At 46.4% G+C, this 23,275-nt stretch carries 15 protein-coding genes and 2 pseudogenes; 6 read left to right on the forward strand and 11 right to left on the reverse strand.

The window, feature by feature from the left end:
* Positions 1-139: 139 nt before the first annotated feature.
* The 6 genes from H6F91_RS01100 to H6F91_RS28470 form a co-directional block, all read right to left on the reverse strand.
* Positions 140-6,397, reverse strand: a complete 6,258-nt coding sequence (locus H6F91_RS01100; RefSeq protein ID WP_199307569.1) for a non-ribosomal peptide synthetase — start codon at positions 6,395-6,397, stop codon at positions 140-142.
* 467 nt (positions 6,398-6,864) lie between these two features.
* Positions 6,865-8,175 (reverse strand): response regulator, encoded by a 1,311-nt coding sequence (locus tag H6F91_RS01105; RefSeq protein WP_190775287.1) that lies wholly within the window; start codon positions 8,173-8,175, stop codon positions 6,865-6,867.
* Between the two features lie 451 nt (positions 8,176-8,626).
* Entirely contained in the window at positions 8,627-9,445 is an 819-nt protein-coding gene (locus tag H6F91_RS01110; protein WP_190789186.1) for an ABC transporter ATP-binding protein, read from the reverse strand.
* Positions 9,435-10,490 carry an ABC transporter substrate-binding protein gene (locus H6F91_RS01115; protein WP_190775285.1) on the reverse strand — a complete coding sequence of 352 codons (1,056 nt, stop codon included), beginning with the start codon at positions 10,488-10,490 and terminating at the stop codon, positions 9,435-9,437. The genes H6F91_RS01110 and H6F91_RS01115 overlap by 11 nt, the downstream gene beginning before the upstream one ends.
* Before the next feature lie 171 nt (positions 10,491-10,661).
* Positions 10,662-11,498 (reverse strand): ABC transporter permease subunit, encoded by an 837-nt coding sequence (locus tag H6F91_RS01120; RefSeq protein ID WP_190775284.1) that lies wholly within the window; start codon positions 11,496-11,498, stop codon positions 10,662-10,664.
* Between the two features lie 482 nt (positions 11,499-11,980).
* On the reverse strand, positions 11,981-12,322 hold the full coding sequence (locus H6F91_RS28470) for a flavin reductase (protein ID WP_347279995.1): 342 nt from the start codon (positions 12,320-12,322) through the stop codon (positions 11,981-11,983).
* A 177-nt stretch (positions 12,323-12,499) separates the two neighbouring features.
* Between H6F91_RS28470 and nudK the strand changes: the two genes are divergently transcribed.
* The 3 genes from nudK (at position 12,500) to H6F91_RS01140 (ending at position 16,419) form a co-directional block, all read left to right on the forward strand.
* On the forward strand, positions 12,500-13,081 hold the full coding sequence (gene nudK, locus H6F91_RS01130) for a GDP-mannose pyrophosphatase NudK (protein WP_190775282.1): 582 nt from the start codon (positions 12,500-12,502) through the stop codon (positions 13,079-13,081).
* 541 nt (positions 13,082-13,622) lie between these two features.
* Positions 13,623-14,123 (forward strand): crossover junction endodeoxyribonuclease RuvC, encoded by a 501-nt coding sequence (locus tag H6F91_RS01135; protein ID WP_190775281.1) that lies wholly within the window; start codon positions 13,623-13,625, stop codon positions 14,121-14,123.
* 484 nt (positions 14,124-14,607) lie between these two features.
* Entirely contained in the window at positions 14,608-16,419 is a 1,812-nt protein-coding gene (locus tag H6F91_RS01140) for an ABC transporter ATP-binding protein (RefSeq protein WP_242035574.1), read from the forward strand.
* Between the two features lie 226 nt (positions 16,420-16,645).
* Here the strand turns inward: H6F91_RS01140 and H6F91_RS01145 are convergent, their stop codons facing one another.
* The 5 genes and pseudogenes from H6F91_RS01145 to H6F91_RS01165 all read right to left on the reverse strand — a co-directional run bounded on the left by H6F91_RS01145 (position 16,646) and on the right by H6F91_RS01165 (position 19,595).
* Positions 16,646-17,605, reverse strand: coding sequence for a hypothetical protein (locus H6F91_RS01145; RefSeq protein WP_190775279.1), 960 nt, complete (start codon positions 17,603-17,605; stop codon positions 16,646-16,648).
* 120 nt (positions 17,606-17,725) lie between these two features.
* On the reverse strand, positions 17,726-18,088 hold the full coding sequence (locus tag H6F91_RS01150) for a hypothetical protein (RefSeq protein WP_190775278.1): 363 nt from the start codon (positions 18,086-18,088) through the stop codon (positions 17,726-17,728).
* Between the two features lie 176 nt (positions 18,089-18,264).
* On the reverse strand, positions 18,265-18,645 hold the full coding sequence (locus H6F91_RS01155) for a hypothetical protein (protein ID WP_190775277.1): 381 nt from the start codon (positions 18,643-18,645) through the stop codon (positions 18,265-18,267).
* 108 nt (positions 18,646-18,753) lie between these two features.
* Positions 18,754-18,855 (reverse strand): annotated as a pseudogene (locus H6F91_RS28475) (DUF1634 domain-containing protein); the annotation flags it as partial.
* Between the two features lie 203 nt (positions 18,856-19,058).
* Positions 19,059-19,595: a hypothetical protein gene (locus tag H6F91_RS01165; protein ID WP_190775276.1), complete on the reverse strand. Its 537-nt coding sequence runs from the start codon at positions 19,593-19,595 to the stop codon at positions 19,059-19,061.
* 1,588 nt (positions 19,596-21,183) lie between these two features.
* On the opposite strand from H6F91_RS01165, the gene H6F91_RS01175 reads away from it, so the two are divergent.
* From H6F91_RS01175 to H6F91_RS01185, 3 genes and pseudogenes are all read left to right on the forward strand, one after another.
* Positions 21,184-21,711 (forward strand): DoxX family protein, encoded by a 528-nt coding sequence (locus H6F91_RS01175; RefSeq protein WP_242035575.1) that lies wholly within the window; start codon positions 21,184-21,186, stop codon positions 21,709-21,711.
* A 578-nt stretch (positions 21,712-22,289) separates the two neighbouring features.
* Positions 22,290-22,748 carry a hypothetical protein gene (locus tag H6F91_RS01180; RefSeq protein ID WP_190775274.1) on the forward strand — a complete coding sequence of 153 codons (459 nt, stop codon included), beginning with the start codon at positions 22,290-22,292 and terminating at the stop codon, positions 22,746-22,748.
* Between the two features lie 405 nt (positions 22,749-23,153).
* A pseudogene (locus tag H6F91_RS01185) lies at positions 23,154-23,275 on the forward strand (photosystem II q(b) protein); the annotation flags it as partial.

Genomic DNA, 23,275 nt, shown 5'->3' on the forward strand with positions numbered 1-23,275 from the left:
ATAAACAACCTGCGGTTCTTTTTGTGGAAGGCGCAGCAAAGCTGTCACTTCTACAAAAAGAACCGCAGGTTATTCAATGCATGATCCTAAAGTTCGTTTTTCATGGGTAGAATGCACGAAAAAACGAACTTTAGAACAACTATGACTGAGGGCTGAAGTCTTGAGGGGAGGGGAGGAAACCGCTGTTGATGAAATAGGAGAAGTAAGTTGTCAACAGCTTCTCATCAATTTGGGGGTAAAAAATTTCCGAATTCGCTAATCCATTCATCACATTCTGGCAATTGAACAGAAGGCTATTCGTTTGGAAGTAGAGTTCGGGAACCGTCATCCCCTGATCGGCCTGCTCTGATAGGAATGTGAGGTAAGGATACAGGGCATTATCTGGGGTTGAGCGAATGCGAGCGATCGCCTCCACAATCCATTCTGCATAAGGTAGCAATCGCAGCGGGTATCCCCGTTCCCGTAGCCAATTCATTAAGTGCTGCCACGAAATTGTCGAAGGATTTGACAGATTAAAGGCATTGCCAACAACGGTACATGCTTGTTTCGAGAGATGGACGATCGTCTGACTCACAAAATCAACGGGCACAATGTCAACGGGCATGTTCCAGTCTGGCGCAATGCCCAACTGTAAGCAGCCTTTGATCATGCTGCGAAGAAAATCGCTATGGTTGCAAACCCCTGTCTGAGTGTGGCCCTCAATCCAGGCGGGACGATAAATAGCAGCAGGAATGCCACGTGCCTGGGCCGCCCGAATTAGGTTTTCAGAAACCCACTTGGTTTGAGTGTAACCGTAAAGACCCGCAGTGCGATCGGGTAAATCCTGTTCCTGAATCCACCCGTCTGCATAGGCAGCAGGGGCATAAACGCCGAGAGACGACAGGAAGTGTACGGCCTTCACTTGAGTCTGGCTGGCGAAGCGCAGCATTTCCTTGGTGCCCTCAACATTGGCTGTTTTGAGAACGGAATAGGGATAGACAAAATTCACCCAGCTTGCATTGTGATAAATCACATCAATGGACGCAGCCAGATCTGAAAACTGCTGCTCCGATAACCCAAAGCGAGGTAATGATAGGTCCCCAACAACAGGAATGATGCGAGTGCTCCGTTCACCCTTCCAGAGCGAATAGAATTCCAAACTCCGTTGTAGTCGTTGCGCGGCATCCGTTGCCTGATCGGCCCGCATTAAGCAGTAAACCGTCGCCTGAGTTTGCTCCAAAATCTCATGCAGCAAATAAGCCCCTAAAAAGCCTGTCGCACCTGTTAACAATACGTTTCGGGGTTCCAGGTGATGGGCGATTGGTAGACCCGTTGGGTCAATGCTGGAGTCCAGCACCGATTCGGCATGAAGATTGAGTGGGAGGGCGATCGCTCTCTCCCCTTCCCCTACACCTGCTTGTAAATCCGCTATCACGAGAGCCAGTTCAGCAATGGTAGGAGCCAGGAAAATCGTCCGGAGGGCTAACTCCACACCAAAGGTTTGATGGATCTGGAAGAGGATTTGAGCAGCCAGTAGGGAATGGCCTCCCAATTCAAAGAAGCTGTCATGAACACCGACCTGTTGGATGCCCAGAGTTTGCCTCCAGATTGCGGCCAGTTGGTGTTCTGTAGCAGTGCGGGGGGCCACAAAGGCTTCATGTAGATCTGGGCGATCGCAAGTGGGGGTCGGTAGAGCGCGGCGATCGGCCTTGCCATTGGGTGTGATGGGCAGAGCATCCATCATCACAAAGGCGCTGGGAACCATGAATTCCGGGAGTTTGCGTTTGAGAAAGGCCCGCAACTCTGGGACGAGGTGTGTTGTGCCTTTCAGGTGACGCGACACAACATAGGCGACCAGGCGTTGGTTCTCCTGATCCTCCCGTGCAATTACAATATTTTCACGCACGTTGGGGTGCTGGCTCAGAGCCGTTTCAATCTCACCCAGTTCAATCCGGAAACCCCGAATCTTGACTTGATGATCCAGTCGTCCCAGATACTCGATCGTGCCGTCTGGTAAATAACGGGCTAGATCCCCCGTTTTGTAAAGACGGATTGGGCGTTTGGCTTTGGCATCCCAACAGGCATCGCCCACCTGTATCTCCACAAACCGTTCCGCTGTCAGGTCTGGACGATTCCAGTAGGCTCGGGCCAGGCCGTCCCCACCGATGTACAGTTCTCCTGGAACTCCCACGGGTACTGGAATCCATTTTTCTCCCCGCTGTGCCAGGAGATGAATTTGCGTGTTGGCAACAGGCCGCCCAATTGGAACCAAGGTCCCTTCATCCTTAACTCGATGCAAGGTTGAATAAATTGTGGTTTCAGTCGGCCCATACATATTCCATAGCGTATGGCAGCGATCTAACAGGCACTTTGCCAGGTCACGGCTAAGAGCTTCTCCACAACAGACAATTCTCAGGTTCGGGCTACCTTGCCATCCTGCTGCTAATAACAGCCGCCAAGTAGCCGGAGTGGCCTGCATAAAGGTAGCCTGCGATCGCTCCAGAGCTTTGACCAGTTGTGCCGCATCCGAGGCCACACAACGGCTCACCATGACGCTGCGTGCTCCCACCACTAGCGGCAGATAGAGTTCTACTGCCGCAATATCAAACGAGACGGTTGTGACTGCCAGCAGCACATCATGCTCGGTCAATCCCGGCTCCTGGCGCATAAATGTCAGTAAATTCACGATGGAGTGATGCTCAATCTGAACACCTTTGGGTTTGCCTGTGGAGCCTGAGGTGTAGAGGACGTAAGCTAAATTGTCGGGCTGTACGGAGCTGAGAGGATTCTCTGGGCTGGCTGTGGCGATCGCTTCCCAATCACTATCTACACAAACCGTCTTAGCAGAATGGTCAGGTAGTTTCTCGAGTAGAGATTGCTGCGTCAACAGCACTTTGACCTGAGCATCCTCCAGCATGAACGCAATCCGTTCCTGAGGATAAGCTGGATCAAGCGGTACATAAGCACCGCCTGCTTTGAGAATCGCAAGTAGCCCAACGATGAGATCCAGCGATCGCTCCATACAAACACCCACCAGCACATTGGGCTGCACTCCCAGGCTTTGCAGATGATGGGCCAGTTGATTTGCCCGCTGATTAAGCATGCGGTAGGTGAGCACCTGATCATGAAGCTCAGCGGTGTTCGCAGATGTTTGGATGGCGATCGCATCGGGGTTCCGTTCGGCCTGCGCTTCAATAAGCTGGTGCAAGCAAACGTTTGGGTAATTGGCGCGGGTATCGTTCCAGGTATTAATCTGCCGTTGTTCCGCGTCGGTTAACAATGCCATCTCAACGATCGATTGGTCCGGGTTCGCCACAATCGTTTCCAGCAACATTTGGAAGTTTGCCAGGATACGGGCGATCGTGGCCCCGTTAAATAGATCGGTACTGTATTCAAAGAAGCCTGTGAGCCCTGTAGGAGTTTCCGTCAGCTCCAGCAGTAGATCAAATTTGGCTGTTTGGTTATCGAGTGGCAGATGCGACAGCGTGAGAGCGGGAACGTCCCAAACGGTGGTAGGTGTGTTCTGTAAATTGAATAGAACCTGTACCAGAGGGTTTTGATTTAAATCACGATCAGGATGCAGCGCTTGCACCAACTGCTCGAAGGGAAATTCTTGATGGGCGTAAGCATCCAGAGTGACTGCTCGAACCCGCTGCATGAGCTCGCGGAAGCTGGGTGCACCGGATACATCCGTACGTAACACCAGGGTGTTTACAAAGAAACCGATGAGCTTCTCTAATTCTGAGTAAGAGCGATTTGCAACGAGTGATCCAACCGGTAAATCTTCTTGCCCCGTGTAATGCAACAGTAGTGTTTGAAAGGCTGAGAGTAAGGTGACGAATAGCGTGACACCGGATTGGCGGCTGAGGTCTTTGAGTTGTTGGGTCAGGGATTGCGATAGGGTAAAAAATTGCCGTGCACCCTGATAAGTTGGGGTCGCGGGGCGGGGGCGATCGCCGGGTAATTGCAATAATGGCAGATCCTTTAACTGTTGCTGCCAATAGGCGAGCTGATCCGCCTGTCTTTCACGCTGTAACCCCTGGCGCTGCCAGACCGCGAAGTCTGCATATTGAATGGGTAAGGCTGAAAGGGCGGGTTCCTGCTGCAACGTAAAAGCTTGGTAGAACGTTGCCAATTCTTCCAGCAAAACGGCGATCGACCAACCATCCGTCACAATGTGGTGCAGATTAACCAGTAGAACATGCTCCGTTTCACCGATTTGAAACAGCGTTGCCCGTAACAGCAGATCCTCAGCCAGATTGAAGGGGATTTGGGCTTCCTTCAACAGGAAGGCTTGCAACTCCTGTTCGACATCCGATGAGTTCAGCAACGTCAAATTCACCACGGGCAAGGGAAACGCTGGGGCTGGCTGAATGACCTGCACAGGTTTTCCGGCCACACTTCTGAAAACCGTGCGAACAGATTCGTGTCGTTCCACGATCGCCTGAAAACTAGCCTGCATTGCTGCTACATTCAGGCATCCCTGCAAGCAAAATGCTTCAGGAACGTTATAGAAGGGGTGGTTCGGCATCAACTGATCCAGAAACCATAGTGACTCCTGCATAGAGGAGAGTGGCAACTGGCTGTCTCTGGAAATGGGTTGGATGGGTATAAGTGCTTTCCCTGTTAGATCCTGAGCTGTTTCAAGTTGCTCAGCCAACTGGGCAATGGTTGGAGATTCGAACAGACAGCGCAGGGGTAGCTCGATATGGAGGCGATCGCGAATCCGTGAAACGACCTGAATTGCCCGTAGGGAGTGACCTCCCAAATCCAAAAATGAATGGTGAATACCAACCTGTTTGAGCCCTAAAACTTCTTCCCAAATCTCAGCCAGTAGGGCTTGCATGGGGGTTTCTGGCGCTGCAACGGTTAAGTCTGCTGTCAGGTCAGGAATGGGTAGACGTTGACGATCAACCTTTCCGCTAGGGGTGAGGGGCAGGTGGTCGAGGCAGGCGATCGCCCCCGGCACCATGTAAGCAGGAAGTTGGGCCTGTAAGAATTGACGTAACTCCCTGACCAGTTGGGATTGTACGACCGTCTCCTGTGGCACGACATAACCCACCAACTGCTGGTCGCCTGTAGCGTCCACATAAACTCCCACCACAGCCGCCCGTACCGCTGGATGTTGTTCTAAAACGGCTTCAATTTCACCTGGCTCAATGCGATAGCCACGAATTTTAACCTGCTGATCCAACCGCCCTAGATACTCAAGGTTGCCGTCTGGCAGATATCGCGCCAAGTCTCCTGTTTTGTAGAGACGCTCCTTCAATACCGTTGAGGTAATGAAACGTTCTGCTGTGACATCGGAGCGGTGTAAATAGCCGTGTGCCAAGCACATCCCGCCGATATAAATTTCTCCTGGCTCACCCACAGCTACAGGTTGGTGTTGGGCATCCAGTAAATGAATTTGAGTATTTGAGATGGGTTTGCCGATGGGGGGTAAAAGTGCCCAATCTGAAGGTGACCCCGTGAGGTGGAAAGCCGTAACGACATGGCTTTCGGAGGGACCGTAGTGGTTATGAAGGGAACAGTGGGGAAGTTGCCCGAACCAGTGGGCAATCGCAGGGGTAATCCGCAATTGTTCACCTGCCGTAATCACTTCTCGTAGAGAGCTAGGTGCGATACCCACACCTTGAGCCACTTCGGCTAGTTGTTGAAGAGCAACAAAAGGCAGAAATAGTCGTTCAATTTTCATCTGTTCAAGCGATCGCAACAGGTTCAGCGGATCTCGTCGCATCTCTTCTGTAACGAGAACGAGGGTGCCGCCTACAGCCAGCGTCGAAAAGATCTCTTGAAAGGAAACATCAAAGCTAATCGGTGAGAACTGTAAGGTTTTTCCAGTGGTGACAATAGAATGCTCAGCTTGCCAGGAAATTAAGTTCAGCAGAGGCCGATGGGGCATTGCGACCCCTTTGGGCTTGCCTGTTGAGCCTGAAGTATAAATCACATAGGCCAGATGTTCTGGCGTGACAGGAGTATGTGGTTTTGTAGTGCTTTGACGCGCGATTGCCGCATTTTCTTCTAAGCAAACGACTACCGCTTTTGGAGCAGGGAAGCAACCCAACAAGTGGCTTTGCGTCAGCAGCACAGAAACACCTGCGTTGCCCAGCATAAAAGCCAACCGCTCTGTTGGATATGCTGGATCGAGAGGGACGTAGGCACCCCCGGCCTTCAAAACACCGAGAATTGCAATGATCATTTCGAGCGATCGCTCAAAACAAACTCCCACCAAAACGTCAGGCCCTACGCCTAATCCCTGCAAATAGTGGGCTAACTGATTGGCCTGCTCATCTAAGGCTTGATAGGTCAATGATTGTCCTGAAAACTCTAAGGCAATTGCTTGGGGCGATCGCATTGCCTGTACTTCAAAACGTTGATGAACAGAGGTAATTTCAAGACTAAACGGATGTATTTTCACGGTAGAATTCTCCTTTCTTCAACACAAACGCAAATTTAAGCAAAGTAGCCTCAGGGTTTTAGCAGCTTAAATAAAACCCAGAAACAAGATATTCAAATGAAAAAGCTTGCAAAAGAGCTTGGAACTTGGCTCAACTATCTACTTTTCTAAGCAAATTTAATTAATGGACTCATCTCAACTTAGACCGCCAATACGACGTAAAAACGACAGCCTAAGCTGATTTTTTTCTAATTCCTATGGATTAAACTTTAGAATTGCTGCCAACAATAACCGTGGAACCACGGATTTCTGGGTAGTACTGAATATGGGTCAGTCTACTTCGAGAAAAGTGGTCAAATGGAAAGAGGTGTGTAATCCTAAAAAATACGAATTTAGGAGTTTGGGTTATATGAAATTACGGTATTTTCTAGTCCAGTGAGGTATTAGAGAGGAGCATGAGACTTCGTCCTACACTCCTCTCTAATACCTCACTGGATTGAAAAGGATGAAACATTTTTAGGGATAGAAATAATAAATTCTGCACCCTTTCCTTTTTCGGAGTAGCAAGTCAGTTTTCCAGAATGTTTTTCGGTAATGACCTGATAACTAATTGCCAAACCTAGCCCTGTTCCCTTGCCAACAGGTTTGGTGGTAAAGAAGGGATCAAAGAGCCTGGGGTGAGCTGCTTCATCAATGCCCATCCCATTATCAGAGATGTGGATGTTAATCTTCCCATCCTGAGTTATGTCTGTTTGAATCTTAATGCAGGGAGAAACCTGTTCATTTTTTATGTCTCTTGCTTCTTCTAGTGCATCAATTGCATTACTAAGGATATTCATAAACACTTGATTGAGCTGCCCTGGATAGCATTCCACTCGAGGAAGTGCACTGTAGTCTCGAACTACTTCAATTGCCTTACAATCTGCTTTTGCTTTTAAGCGATGTTGGAGGATCGTCAGCGTGCTATCAATTCCTTCATGAATATCAACTGCTTTAATCTCGGCTTCATCAAATCTAGAAAAGATTCTGAGGGATTGAACAATCTCGCAAATCCGGGCAGTCCCCATGTGCATTGATTGAAAGATTTTAAATAAGTCAGTTTTAAGAAACTCTAAATCTATAGCATCAATTTCTTGCTCAACCTCTACTGAAGGATGCGGGCAGAATTCCTGATAAAGCTGCACCAATCGCAGCAAATCTTTAGCATATTGATGGGCAGGACCAATATTGCCATGAATAAAATTGATGGGGTTATTAATTTCGTGGGCAATTCCTGCGACCATTTGCCCTAAGCTAGACATCTTTTCATTCTGAACAAGCTGAGTTTGAGTTCTTTGTAGCTCTTGTAAAGTTTCTTGTAGGGTTTCCTCCGCTTGTTTGCGTTCAGAAATTTCATTCATCAATTGAACTTCAGTATTTCTTAAGGCAAGATGAACATTGATCCGGGCTAATGTCTCTTCAAGCTGAATAGGCTTTGTTATATAGTCCACTGCGCCAAGTTGTAATCCTTTTACCCTGTCCGCTACATCTGATAGCGCCGTCATAAAGATAATTGGGATTTTTTGGCTTACTGGATTCTCCTTAAGGCGTTGACAGGTTTCAAATCCATCAATTCCTGGCATCATCACATCCAGGAGAATTAAGTCAGGGGAAACCTTATGCACCTTTTCCAAGGCACTTTCACCACTTTTTGCAACTGAAATTTTGAAACCAGCTTTATCTAAATAATCTACCAACACTTTAATATTGGTAGGAATATCATCAACGATTAGAATAGAGTTTTGCTGGGAATGCGGCATTTCGAACCTAATCAGTCTTCAACAGGAAGAGGTAGTTTGGACAACCTGGAACATCTCCTCGTTGTGGGCACTACCTTACACATTTTATAATTCCCAGAAAATCTCAAATCTCACGTCTAGTTTTTTGCGGTTCAGGGTAAATCTTCGGAACCGGCTTCTTCGTAACAGCAGGACTTACACAAGTTTGCTAGATGCGGAGCGTCAATGTAAGGCGTGGATGTAGAACCTGCTATGTTCTACATCAATGCGTGAGCCTTGAATAAAAATTGAAAAGATACTACATGAAAAATAAAAGCTGTGTGAAAGCTGCTTGGCACCTGTAATACAGCAACTTCTTTCACCTGTGGAGAGATGTTCGGATTGCATTGCTGTATGTCCCAATCAAATTGGAAAAGGCATTTTTTCGTGCACCTCGTGCACGAAAAAATGCCTCAAGCAGATTCTTAGCGGCTTAAGCAACCTCAAGGGCTGCGAGGTCAGAATCTCGAATGCTGGCAACCAGATGTTCACGCATGCGAACAAATTCTCTAGAGGAACGCAGATTAGATGTTAGCTCTTTGTCAAATTGCCCTACGAAGGGATTAGCGATCGCCTTTACAATACGCCCCGGGTTTGCATGCATAACAACAATATGAGTTGCCAGCAGTAACGCTTCTTCTACATCGTGAGTGATGAAAAAGATTGTCTTTTGCGTGCGTTCCCAAATGGTTTTAACCTGTAGTTGCATGGACTCACGGGTCAGGGCATCCAAGGCTCCAAACGGTTCGTCCATCAAAATTAACGTTGGGTCAGCAGCCAGGGTGCGGGCAATCGCTGCCCGTTGCATCATTCCCCCCGAAAGTTGATGAGGCAAGCGATGACCTGCATGGGTCAACCCTACCATGTCCAGAAAGTAGGAAACTCGCTGTTTGCGTTCCAATCTAGAAACGCCACGCATCTTAGGGCCAAATTCTACATTTTTGGCGATCGTGGCCCAGGGGAATAAGTTAGGCCGTTGAAACACGACACCCACATCTGCATCCGGCTGCGTATGAGGGTGTCCTGCAATTAACACAGACCCACTGGTAGGACGTTGATACCCGGCTAAAATTCGCAGCAATGAAGTCTTACCACACCCGGAGGAACCCAGGACACAGACAAAATCCCCTGTTTGCAAATCCAGGTTGACCTTGTGCAGCACCTCTGTCGGTTGACCCCCAGTATTAAAGGTGAGACCAATGTTGACCAGTTGAGCGATCGCCTGATCCGGCACATGAAGGCTATTTGACATAGAGAATTTGCTTTTGATAGGTTTCCTGGTCTGGGGCAGAGGGAATGGCTTTTTGAGACACCATGAAGTCTGCGGAAGCTTTCAGCAGCTTAGCCAAATCACCGGGTTTGTCAGTTGTTCCAAAGTATTGAGCATCCTCCTTTTCTTTGGAATTCAGCCAGATAAACTGGCTCATTTGAACCTTAGCTTCTTCAGGAGTAACGCCGAGTTCGGGAGCGATCGCCTTAGCGGCCCCATCGGGATCCTGGCGATAAACTTGAACTGCCTCATCCAAGATCTCGGTATATTGCTTCACCACATCTGGGTACTGCTGGACAAACTCCTGGCGCACAATTGAGACATCAAAGGTTGCGGCTCCACGTTTTGCCAAATCGGCGGATGTTGCCAGAACTGTTCCACCATCTTTTTGAATTTTGCTGAGGCTAGGTTCCCAGACATACCCGCCATCGATGTCGCCCCGCTGCCAGGCTGCCAGCATATCGGGAGCTTGCATGTCTAATACAGTTAATTCATTTTGATCGATGCCCTCTAGTTTGAGTAATGACAGCAGCGAATAGTGACTAGTCGAACTAAAGGGAGTAGCAATTTTCTTACCCCGTATATCAGCGATGGTTTTGATGTCATTTTTGACAACTAAAGCCTCGCCCGTACCAATCAAATCCGTTAGATAAAAAATGTTGTAAGGAATGCTACGGGATAACCCTACCGCTGCTGCCACAGAACCCAGGATACCAAAGTCAATACCACCTGCTGCCATAGCTGTGTTTACATCTCGCCCTGAATCACACCGCAAATACTCAACTTTGACACCAGGGAAAGCCTGGTCAGTCAACTTGAGCGCTTTGGCTAATAAATCGGAGCAGGCATACACTTGATATCCAAATCGGATTCTTTCAGGCTGTTGCCCATTGCTTGCAGGCGATGCTGTGGATGCGGTTGAAGAACCGGAAGCTGTTTCAGATGGTTTGGAGGAACAGCTAGAGGCTATCAGCGGCAGGCTCATGCCGACCAACCCTAACATTACATCACGTCGTTTTAATCGCATTTCTTTTTTCCTTTTTGAACATACGTTACTGAGAGCTGGTAGCAATCTTTGTGGGATAGGTCTCTTAGTCAGTCGAACAAGGGAGACGATGTATTCACAAACTATTCATCCGCAATCCAAAGTTCATTCTTTGCGAACTCCACCAACAAAACTGAATCTTCCAAATACGTTCTAAGATTCGTGCCCAATCCAGGGAACTTGTATTTTCTGGATCCAGCGAATTGATGCGTCAATAAGAACAGCGATGATTCCCATGATGATGATGCCGACGAAGATGACATCACTTCGTAAAAACTTACTAGCATCCAACACCATCCAACCCACCCCTGAAATAGCAGCTACCATTTCAGCAGCTACCAATGTTGAATAGGCAACACCGATCGCTGTTCTTAACCCAGTAAATAGTTCTGGAAGAATGGATGGAAGAACGACGTAAAACAATATCTGCCATCCTGATGCACCCAGAGATCGCGCTCCGTTCATCCGATCTTGAGGAATTCGTTGCACTCCTGAGACAATAGAAATAAACAAAGGAGCAAACGCGGCTAGATACAGTAATGCGATCTTAGAACCATCCTCAATGCCAAGCCAGATGACGAGCAGTGTGTAATAGGCTAGTGGTGGCAGAGGACGATAAAACTCAATCCAGGGATCAAGTGCGGCACGAGCATAGTCTGATAAACCACAGATCATGCCTAAAGGAATTGCTGTAATGAGTGCTAACGCTAATGCTATGCCTAAGCGGTACATGCTGGCGTAAATGTGAAACAGCAGAGAGCTACCCTTGTACCCATCTCGCAGAATCTCTAAAAATGCTGCCCAAACAGAAGTAGGAGATGGGAGAAATAGGGGATCAACCCAACGCAACGACGTGACCAGCCACCAGATCAGTAACCCAGTAACAACCGAGGCTAATGCTATCAATTTTTCGGTTGCTATTCGGTGGTTTTGTGGTGTAACAACCGAGCGATCGCCCGGCTTAAAATTTGGCTTGGCTTGAATCGTCATAATGGGGAAATAGGCTTATTAGAACCAGCAAATGTCAGTGAAATAGAGAGGTAACAAGCTGCTTGAAAGGGTGCGATCGCCGCCTAATTCTCTGCTGACTACCCTCTTGCCCACAAACACCGTTAGAAGACGCTAGCACCACCAATTCAGCTCCCCTGTTAACTCAGTTACTTCCTTCAAAGTTCTTAACTTTACAGCCCTGTATGAATTAGATATTCTGCGTCGATCGTTGCATAGCGAAGCCATGCAACGATTGGTACCCTCCAAAAACGATTGCTGCAGAAAATCTATTGGTTAAATACGAAGGGAATAAGGTCAAAAAGCTCACACCTTATCCCTACTAGAAGGATTGTTTTTCGTGTGAGAAGCGCACGAAAAACAATCCTTAAAACAGGCTCTACTATTCGGTGTCCTAAGTTCGCCTATGTTTGGTGGTGTGAAATGCTTTGCACTCCACACCACCAAACATAGATTGGTTTCCTCTAAGAATATGCACTACCAGGGAAGAAGAGCTCACCAACCTTAGTGTACTCTACAGGCCCGCCTAAACGCGTGACAGGTTTCATTTCCACAGTATCTACCAATCCTAACTCTGATCGATAAAGATCTTCGCGAATATGAAATCTGAGGACGCGTCCTAAAACCATTACATTAGTTGTACCCTCAACGGGGACAATTTGAGTGACTTTGCATTCCATTGCAACAGGTGCATGAGCGAGGCGTAGAGGTTTTACATCCATGGATGGTAGGGTTTCTAACTGAGCCTTCTCAAATTCACTAACCCATAGAAATTTCGGTTGTGCCTCGGAGAAGTATGGGTTGATAAACTAACACTAAGTAGTGTAAATCAAGTTGTGTTTAGAGATAGAGACTCCCCTATCTCCAAATACAGTCGTATCTAAGCCGCCGAATATTAGAGGTAACGTAAGTTCTTGCTAAAAACGTACTTCGTGCCTATCGTGAGGGTATACTGTTGGCTCTAATTGAGTGTCCTAAGTCTAATGAATACCAACATTAAAAACATCAAGACTGAAATTCTTTCGGCAAATTGGTACACACTTCGTAAACTCACCTTCGACTTTCAAAAGAAAGATGGAACCTGGCTAAACCAGAGCCGTGAGGTATACGATCGGGGTAATGGTGCAACAATACTGCTTTATAACAAGCATCAGGCGAGCGTTATTCTGACTAGACAATTTCGGCTCCCCACCTATGTCAATGGTAACGCATCTGGTATGTTAATCGAAGCTTGTGCAGGATTGTTGGATCAAGACCACGCAGAGGCTTGTATCAAGCGAGAAGTCGAAGAAGAAACAGGATACCGAATTCACTTCGTTAGGAAAATCTTTGAAGCTTACATGTCTCCAGGTTCTGTTACCGAACTTCTTTATTTCTTTGTAGCCGAGTATTCTGCAGACCAAAAAATAAATGTGGGTGGTGGGATTGAGGAAGAAGATATCGAAGTGATGGAGATTCAATTCGAAGACGCCTTGGCCATGATTGAGCAGGGTGAGATTAAAGACGGAAAGACGATCATGCTCCTCCAATACGCTAAGATTCACAATCTTCTAGAACAGGGATAAACCCATAATTTTAATTGTGGATCCACACTGTTCTGGAACTGACGACGGTTCCTACGCCGGCCGAAGCAAAAAGAATTACGTAAGAATTCTTTCATGTATTTATGGTTTTGTATAAGTCAATAATTGAAGTAAGGAATGTAAAAGAACTTTCAGTCTTAACCGATGTGTAATTGCGTTTAGTCTAGTACTCTGTCAAGGAGTTTTTGAGGGATTTATGATCCCTCAAAAACTCTTTAAACTCAATGTTCAAGTATGGGGTTACCCCGCACTTGAACATTGACAGATCACTAGATTATTCGTTTAAAAACAGTTGAACTGAAACCCTTGGTTTCAGTTCAACTGTTTTTAAGATTAGCTGTTTGAGATCAAGAATTCGGGGAAGAAAATCATGTACATACTCAATAAGGCTTCAAACATGGTGAATCGTAAGTTTTGGCGCATGTTTGCTGGGCACCTGCGATGCCAGTATAGTGAATGGTTGCAGTATGATACAAGATCAAGCGTACTTTAATTAGGATTCTTGGCTTAGCTTGTGCAAAGCATGAAAACTATTCCATCTGATCTGTCTACATCTGTCATTCTTGGCATTGACCCCGCAATTGCCAGCATTGGGTTTGGGGTTATTCGGGGAGAACAGGCGATCGATTATGGAGTTATTACTACTCCTGCTAGCAGTTCTATGTATGATCGGTTGTGCCAAATACGAACGGATGTTCAGGAGCTATGCACTATCTTTCAGCCGGAGGTTGCTGCTATTGAGATGCCTTTCTTTGGTCGTGAGAACACTAATGCAAGCAAGGTGTTACGAGCATTAGGTGTGATTGAACTGGCTCTAGGCGACTACGGATTGATAGACCTAATTTTTTTGCACCAATCCCAGGTAAAGTCTAGTGTTGCCCAATATGGGGCTTCTAAGGCGGATATCAAGTCAGCAGTGATGCATATTTTTAACCTCCCTGCTCCCCCCTCACCTGATGATAGTGCGGACGGATTGGCGATCGCATATGCAGCTCAGTGTGGCTTAAGGGCGAATGTCAAATAAAAATGTATCTTTTAGTTTTGGCTGCCTTCGTCATCGCTGTCTGTCCATTCTGCAGTTCTACGTTAGGGCCTCCTGCGAGTGGTTGCTCAACATGCCGCAGCTTCACCCATAGATAAAACAATCTGCTGCCTGATGAACCCAAGCGGCTGGGTGATCGGTAACCAGATAGATGCGGACATAAAGCGTGTAGGAGAAATTAAGAGGAACCTCTCGCAGGAGTAGCTTGATAATATGCCTTTGTCTCGCTGGGGGGTGGCTAAACGAGCTATCTAGAAGGTGCCTTATTTCCAGTTGATACAGAGCATGATGCTGTTCAATTGTGTTATCTCGATAAATAACATCTGCGTTAGCATTTCCTCAGTCCCAAAAGCTTTGTAATCCAATTTCCGTCCACTAGAACTGAATCGCAGAGCAAATTACCCCGATTTCTGTAAAAGTTCCCGCTATGCAAGTAAACACCGCAGAAAAAACGTCTGCAATCAGCATGAGCCAGGTCCTGCGGCGTAGTGCCAGTCTAGTGTTGCAGGCCGCCCCGCGAGAGATCATTAACCTACTGCTGCTCAACCTGGTGTTAGGTATAGGGCCTTCAATCGCCCTCTATTTTGGCAAAGTCGTCATTGATGAAGTGATCCGTTTACTAGGGGCCAACAGTGCCGGGAACTCCATCAATATTTTGCTGAACAATCAGCTGCTGCTGACGGCAATTGCTATCACTATTCTTCTCAACATCCTTATAGACTCCCTTCAGCCGATTCAGACCAGCGTGTTTACCGCCCTCCGGGATCGCGTTAAAGGTTATGCTCAGAGTCAAATGATTGAGAAGGTAGCCACGTTCAACGATATTGCGCTGTTTGAGAACTCAGAGTGGCTGAATCTCATCACGCTGACTGAGGAAAAGAGCCTGTTCAAACTACAGGAAATTACTTTTAAGCTGGTAGAAGTTGTCACGGGAATCATGCGATTTGTGCCGTCGGTGCTGCTGTCTGCGGCGATCGCCTGGTGGATTCCTCTGATGCTGATTGTAGGGTTCATCCCCACGATGTACTTTGATATCAAACATCACCAACAAAGTTGGAGTGTTGAAGAAACCCAGGCCAACCTTTCTCGGCAGATGCAGATTCATGCCAAGGTTTTGACGGAAGACATCTATGCTAAAGAACTGAGATTGTTTTCGTTGCAATCCGTTTTGCTTCAGCGGTGGCGCAATTTATTTGAGGAAACGTTTGCCAAGATGCAAGGGGTGCGGCGATCGGGAGCCATTCAAACGATGGTCTGGTCTTTGGTTAGCGGTATTGCCGCAGCGATTCCCTACGTATTTATTATTCTGAAGGTGCTGGAGCGGCGCTATACCTTTGGTGATCTGGCTCTATTTACCGGATTAATCCTGGAAATGCGCCAGAGTGTCTTTCTTCTGGTGTATGCGTTTTCGGGAACTTATGATGCATCGATTGGGGCGCGCCCCTTTTTTGAATTGCTCGATCTGCGACCCCAAATTCTCAGCGGTACTGCTCCTGTCCCTACATCCAATCGCCTGTCATCTCCCTCCAGCGGAATTCACACCCAGAATCTGAGTTTTACCTATCCTGGCAGTGACAAGCCCACGCTACAGGACATCAACCTGACAGTCGCCCCCGGAGAAATGGTTGCCCTGGTAGGTGAAAACGGAGCCGGAAAAACGACTCTAGCCAAGCTACTTTGCCGTCTCTACGATCCCACGCAGGGCACTATCTTCTGGGGCGATCGCAACTACCGCGATCTAAATCTGGACGAATTGCGATCGAAAATTGCAGTAGTGATGCAGGATTATGCCCGTTTCCCGGCAACACTACGCGAAAATGTGGGCTGGGGCAATTCCCAAATGGATTGCGATCGCGCCATTCAATCCGTACTGGAGGAAGCCGGAATTTCCTACCTGCCCCACAAGCTGCCTCATGGTCTTGATACGCCCCTGGGCAAACAGTTGGAGGATGGCGTGGATCTCTCCGGTGGGCAGTGGCAACGGGTATCGATCGCCCGATCGCTGCTGCGCTCTCGGGCAGAACTACTCATCTTTGACGAACCAACAGCAGCCCTAGATCCCAAAAATGAACACCAGATTTATCAAATCTTTCGCACGATTGCCCAAGGCAGAATGACAATTGTTGTTAGTCATCGCCTCGCCCTCGCCAAACTCGCCGATCGTATTGTTGTGTTAGAACAGGGCAAAATTCTCGAAACTGGAACCCATGCACAACTGATGGCCAATGGCGATCGCTACTATGAGATGTTTACCCGGCAAGCCAGCAGTTACCATTAAAAATGGTTGAGTGATGTTAAATGCATCGTTCTTGTATGGTTTCTATAAAATTCTAAGTTTGGCTGAAATGAGAAAAGAATCTGAGTAATGATCAACCATTACAAAAGCTAGAATTAAACCTGAGATATTGGCTAAAAAGACTTGTACACAAAAGGTCCATCCATCTACTCGAAGATTTACAGCAATATGCTAAATGGATGGCAGTAATAAATGAGATCTTGATAGTTCAGCCAGTTTGTTCTCCAAGTTTTTCTATTGATTTCTTCCGCCTCGGTGAACCTAAGCGGGATTGATAATGCCGATGATAGATCGAACGACTCCAGGGCCCATGAAAGTTCTTATAAACAAACCAGGTATTGCCTACCAATTCCAGCAGAGCAATCAATACCCAAACCGTTAACGTGACCATGATCGGCAGGCTAAGGTCAGGGAAACTGTTTTGTAATTCGATGATGCCAAAAAGTAACAAAAAGAGAAGCGAAACTCCGAGAAGAAAAGACAATCGAACGATTGCCAGAATAAATCGTCCCACCTCCAAAATACGGTGATAGAGCATCAAAAATTCCTCAAGAATTTCGTTCGTATTGTTAAGAACCAGCAGAATTTGTTGCAGGTGTAGACGGGCAGCTAAGGGAAGCTGCTTCTGTTTTTCAGCCCATACCTGTCTAAATTCTGTTAATAGGTTTTCCAAAATTACAGTTTTTTCATCCTTCGCAAGGGATGATTCAATAGGAAAATCCTGCATTTGCAGAGGAACGAGATAATTAATCACCTCCATCAACATTTCGTCAAACGCATTTAATTCGGATGGAAGTGTTTGAGTCAAATGGATCAGTTGTTCAATTTGCGTTTGCAGAGCACGATATTCATCCAGGCGTCGTTGGGAAATTAACTGGCTGCTGACGGTTAAAAAAACAATCAAAACCCCTAATAATGCCGCTAAGGATTGTGAGACAGCAGAGAGGAACTCGATCGCCGCTATTCGATTAACTGTCAGCCACGGAGCAGGATGCAGGATGTTAAAGATCAGTGTCCCTGTAAACAAACTTCCCATAATCCATAGCTGATAGCGAACTAAAGCCACAGCAGCGATCCGCACCAGAGGCACATTGCTCAGTTGAATTAGGCGTTGAAGTTTCGGCAGGGTTTCAGGAGTTTGAAATGATCGTGCTTTCTGAGGTGGCATGACAGAAGGATCGGGTTAAACCGGAGTTTGAAATTAGGGTCTTTGGACAAACGTGAGAGATTTCTTGTTTAAAATCTCGCACATTCCAATTTAATGCTGGAGCAAATCACTCTTCAACGGCTAAATCAGTCCTGGTCCTTTATAGCGTAGGTCGTGTTCTGCTGTTAGTTTTCCTGTTCCGTCTTCCTGTAATTCTTCCAGTTCATGTCTCCGTTGAAACGCTTCTGCTTCGGTTTGTTGCTGTAAATCTCCGGGTTTGTTGATATACATCTCAAGCTCTATAGCATAGTTATTTAATAAACCTTCTCGGTCTACTGTATAACCATTCGATGTCTGAATTGCTGCAGAATCAGTCTGCTTAGATTGATGAGAGGAGCGTTTGAAATTCTGACCTTCCCGTTGCTTCCGAGCAGCTACTTCGGCAGGAGTGATTCCACGATCGTATCCAGAATTTAAATTGTCATTATTGTTCGGTTGACTCATACTACTCTCCTAATTCATTAACTTTAGTGATGAAGATTTGTGATAGATACTGTGCTATCGTTGAGCTAAACAACAAGTTAATTGGCCTTATGGCCTGCGTTTAGTAAAATCTAGTTTTCAGACCGGGCAATGTATTGGAATTTCCGCTTGAGCGTGAACTAAAAAGTCAATAGATTTTATCCGTCCTGTGTACAAGCTTGGCTCAGCAACGAACGTCCGTTTTTAAACACCTCTAATGTTCCCTGCTGCTGGTGGTCTCCCTGCCCGCTAAGTACCTGATATACATAGCCGCTACTCCTAAATTCATATACTTGAGCGGCTCCTGTATTTTCCATGGTTCCTCCGTCCAAACTCAAATCTCCTAAGGGCCCTGTACCTCGGTAAAGCAGTTCACCTGAGCCATAACGTCTCCAAACATTCACAGTGTAGGCACTTTGGCATCTCAAGGTGAACAATAAACCAGCCGTGGAGTCTGCCGAAGCGGGTAAGGCAAGATGAGCTAAAACACAAGTCGTTAAACCCAGCAGCACCGTGGATTGTTTCAGTAATGGTTTCATAGGTTTCTCTGCTTCTGAAATCCTTTCAAATCACTCTGTTGTTAGAAAACCGTAAACTAAAATCGCCAACACAATTAATGTGACGATGTTGAGTCGATCGTGCTGTTACTAAAACGCAAATACTAAAAATGCAACTCGTGCAACCGGAGTCAAAATTAGCAGCAGAACACCGAGTTGAATAATGCTCCGCCCTCGTAGCGCTAATACTTCATGGAGAACCGATGCCGATTAAGCTAGAGAGCTTCCCTGCGACAGCATTACAGCAAACCCGCTAAAAACATGTTGAACCTCATCTTTGATAGTGCCAGAGCTGTGCTCATGGCCATGACTACCAAATAGAAACAGTCATTCACGATAGTATTATGCAAGTGATTGCAGCGAATTTTAGATTATTCACGGTTTTATTGAGCGTTCTATGCTCTCAAATGCTGAGAAAAATGATTTTCGTCCAGTCCCAATCGGTGAAATAGACGTTCGTACTCTCTCATGCACTGCTTCAATTGGATTAACTCTTCAAGGAGTTGTTCAACTTGAATTGATTTTCTTGTTGAGTCTAGATGACCTGACGCTTCAGGCGTTACCTTGATCATTTTATTGCTGTTGGATAAAACATAGTCACTTGCTTCTAATGATAAGTTGAACGCATAGAAAAACGTTTTCAGCGTACTCTTATCAACTTTGACTTCACAGCTTAACAACCGACTGACAGTACGCTCATCCAAATGCGATCGCTCACCTAACTGCTCATAGGTGTATCGCTCACCAAATCCGTTGCATAATGCTCCAGCTTGCATCAGCTTTTGCCATCCCTGATGCGACAGAATTACCCCTCGGTTACGGCTACGCTTTGCGGATGAGAGATAGGACTGTGGTTGTTCTGCACTGTTCTGTTGGCGATATACATCCATTGAAGTAATGGAAGCAAGTTGAGCATGTGGAGTCTGAATCATTGTTTTCACCTCAGTTTTTCTTATTGGTTTCGCCTGGCTTAACAGGTGGCATTGCCGGTGAGATCATGAGCCGTCGTCATGATCATTGCTCGCTGATGCCTCCGAGGAAAAGTACGCTGCTTGCAATCAACGCCTACTCCTCTAAAAACTGCGTTAAATAAACATTGCCTTGCAATTGGGCCGCTTTGCTACCCTTATTAGCATGAGCCCAATATACGCAATTGTCTCTTGTTTTTCGTCCACTCAGAGTTGGAACTTTTGCACCATAATAGGATCGGTTGCTCATTCCATCTCAACATTGAAGTTTGGATGCAACTCAAGTTGAGCCCAAACTCAAACCTGAGTACAGCTCACAAACTCATAAACCCACGCTTAATTTCAATAATCACTGCTTGGGTACGATCGGGTAGAAAGTGAGATTATCTCAACTCACTGAAGCTGCAGGGTAGACAACAGGTTGACCACCAGGCCAAAGTTTGACGGGTGAAACAGTATCTGCCTAGCTAGAAGGGAAGGTAACACAATATGTTCTGCATGAAGGAGTTGGGACTTGGGCCCAAGGTCAGGGAAAGGTTCTTGTTGCGATCGCTTCTCCGCAGCCTCCCTGATCTCATCTAGCGATCGCAGCTATTTTCTCTGGTAATTCTGCTGTAGAGGATAGAGGAATGTGATGGGAGTATTATGAGCGAAAGGCAACCGAGTAAGACCATGAACTGCAAGTCTCTTCCCCTGGCCGAATATGTATGGAGCCTTACTCCGAGTATTCTTTCGTCTTCCCTGACGCAGTCTTGCCCTCATTCTCCCCTTGTTCTTCTTGACCGCCACAATTCCACCAGCACTGTCCTGGTAAAACGCATTTAGAGGCTTGGTACCCATTCTGCAGATGTGGCATGGCCCCTGCGGTACCTTCACCTCAACCGATTTCATGGAAACATGATTCTCTCCTGTTAACCCGCTCTGGCATTCAGAGCGGTTTTTTTATGGGCCCTCAGACCCTTCAATCTCATCGGAGTGAACCGGTATTAGCAAGTTTAGGAATGCCCAGTAGCTTTTTCCCAACGCGATCGCATTTATCTGGGTGAACACCCTGTATTACAAGACGAGATGCCGGGGTTCTTGGACTCTCCAGTTTTGCAGTGTGCCAAACCAACGTTTTCACCCCAAAGATGGGTTGGATGAATCCCGATCGCTTTTTATGGCTTATCTTTCAGCTTATGACCGCAAAATCCAGCATTTATCCCTATGAGTTAAGGAGCGATCGCCCCTTCTCCCCCATCTCTACTGCAATACAGCCACTAACGTTCTACTGGTGTCAACTGTTCGTTATCTGATTTGGCGATCGCCTTCTACCTTAGGAGATTTCTGGGAAACAATATCCCCATTATTTGGAAAAAAGGCGCGGCGAAGCCGCGCCTTTTTTCCAAATAATGGGGAAGTTCTTATCTGGAAATCTCCTTAAACACCATTGGTCCACTAAAAGTGTGATCGCGCTTTCTGGAATTGAACCGATGATTTGAGAGAATACATCACACCCGTAATCTTGATGTACGTTTTCTCTACCTGCCACGGATCGTTAGTTTCAAATTCGATGAAATCTGATTATCCAATTTTGGTGCGTATTTCAGAACCCAATGGTTCACGGTCGGCAGCTTCTATCATAGAACTAAACAACCTATGGGCTGGAAAAATCATGAACCCGCTTCTTGGCAACTATTCCCCATATATCTACGCCATTCTGCGAATTATTGTAGGATTGTCCTTTGCTTTGCATGGTACTCAGAAACTACTGGGTATTCCTGGGGGTAAACCGCCACTTCCCATCACCTCATTTCTGGGATTTGGTGGTTTGCTTGAGTTGATTTGTGGTTTGCTAATTGCGGTTGGTTTATTTACGAGCTATGCCGCCTTTATTGCTAGTGGTGAAATGGCAGTCGCCTACTTTATGATGCACGCTTCAAAAGGATTGCTCCCGATTGTCAACGGGGGTGAATTAGCCGTTCTCTACTGTTTTCTATTTCTTTATATTGCTGCTCACGGTTCAGGTGTCTGGAGCACAGACACGTCACTCAGAAGAACAAGGTCAAAATCATCTGCTTCGTTTAGGCAGGACAATTAATCGTGCTTTGACAAACGATAAGAGTAGCATGGGATGAAAAACGAGAATTACAGCGCTTGAAAAGCGCTGTAATTCTCGTTTTTGTGAGAGTCGTGCGGAGGCTCTCACAAAAACCATGGTTGGTTCAAGCGCAAAGCGCTATATGTTTAATTGTAATCACCTGCTTACTGAGGGCTATGCTGGATGCCCTTACTTTGATTTAGGGATATAAACAGAGGCGATCGCAAAAAACATCACTCTGCTTTTAAACAAAGGAGACGATGGCTGTTAGTCATGACTCTATTTCCTTTGTGGATAAAGTTAGAAATAGACATCGGAAAGCAGAGAGAAAAGCTTGAGGTTGCTTACACGACCATTCGTTGTTTTTGCGACACAACTAACAGATTTATGAGAATTACTCGTAGATCTTTACAAGTATCCTGACGTGTTCCCTTCTCTGTAGTTGTGCCGTTCTAGAAATGCTGTTGTTCATAAAATCTGTGGAGGCACGGAGTGATTGGACAGCCAGCCAGGATTAACTAGTAGGAGAAAAGAGGAGTTCACGATAAGTTCTTATAAATTCCCAAGAGGAGAGCTTTATGGATTTTCAATCTCCCACGACTTGGCAAGAACTAAAACAGATTGTTGATGCTGGTGTTCTAAATGAGCTTTCTGTTGAATACAAACGTAGCGTAGAACTGACGCAACTTTACGAGAGTGAGCGCAACACAGTCTCGAAAGAAGCAGCGATCCAAAATATTTATACAGAAATAAACCAATCTTGCACAACATTGCCAACCGGGGAAGAAGTTGCCCTGACTAACAATAAATATCCCTACGATCGCCTACTCCAGAATCTTCCAGGCGTAACTCACGTATTGCTGTGGTTTAAAGGATCTGTATCGCCCGAAACTGCAAAAGCTTACTTGCGATCGCTGGGTAAGACGTGCTGCCTATACGAGAATCCGGCTGCTCTCAAATCAATCCCCGAGATTAGCCACTATCAAGTATTTCTGCTCAATACCCCTGTATCGTTTGCGCTGCCAACAGCCGCTTAAGCGGGGTTTCTTCAGCAAAGTTCTCCTACTTCCACCAATCCGAGCCGTATTCTACATATCCTGGTACAGAGCAGACCCTACAAGGAAGAGATATCTCGGGTGCCGCAACCGAGCCGTTGCTATCGAGACATCTCTTCTTTGTAGGAATTTTAATTTTTTGTCTTGTACCGGAGGCAGAGACAGGGATAGCTGGATCCTTCGATCGCCAAAAACTTTCGTGATGTGGCCTGTTGAGGCGAGTGGTCTTATAGAAGCAATGACTTATAGGCTTGTCTGGCGCAAGATGGAGCCAAAAAGCAAATTTTCTAAGAACTTGTTAAAAATGCTTTACAAAACTTAAAGTTCGGGTTACCGTATAAGCATACATACCCAAGACAATTCGTCCTTTACTTGCACTAATTCATCATGACAACAACCCTTCAACGGCGCGAGAGCGCCAATGTGTGGGAGCAGTTCTGTAACTGGGTCACCAGCACCAACAACCGCCTCTATGTAGGCTGGTTCGGCGTTCTGATGATCCCTACCCT

It is taken from the genome of Leptolyngbya sp. FACHB-8, from assembly GCF_014695575.1.
In the GTDB taxonomy this organism is placed as follows: Bacteria; Cyanobacteriota; Cyanobacteriia; order Elainellales; family Elainellaceae; genus Vacuolonema.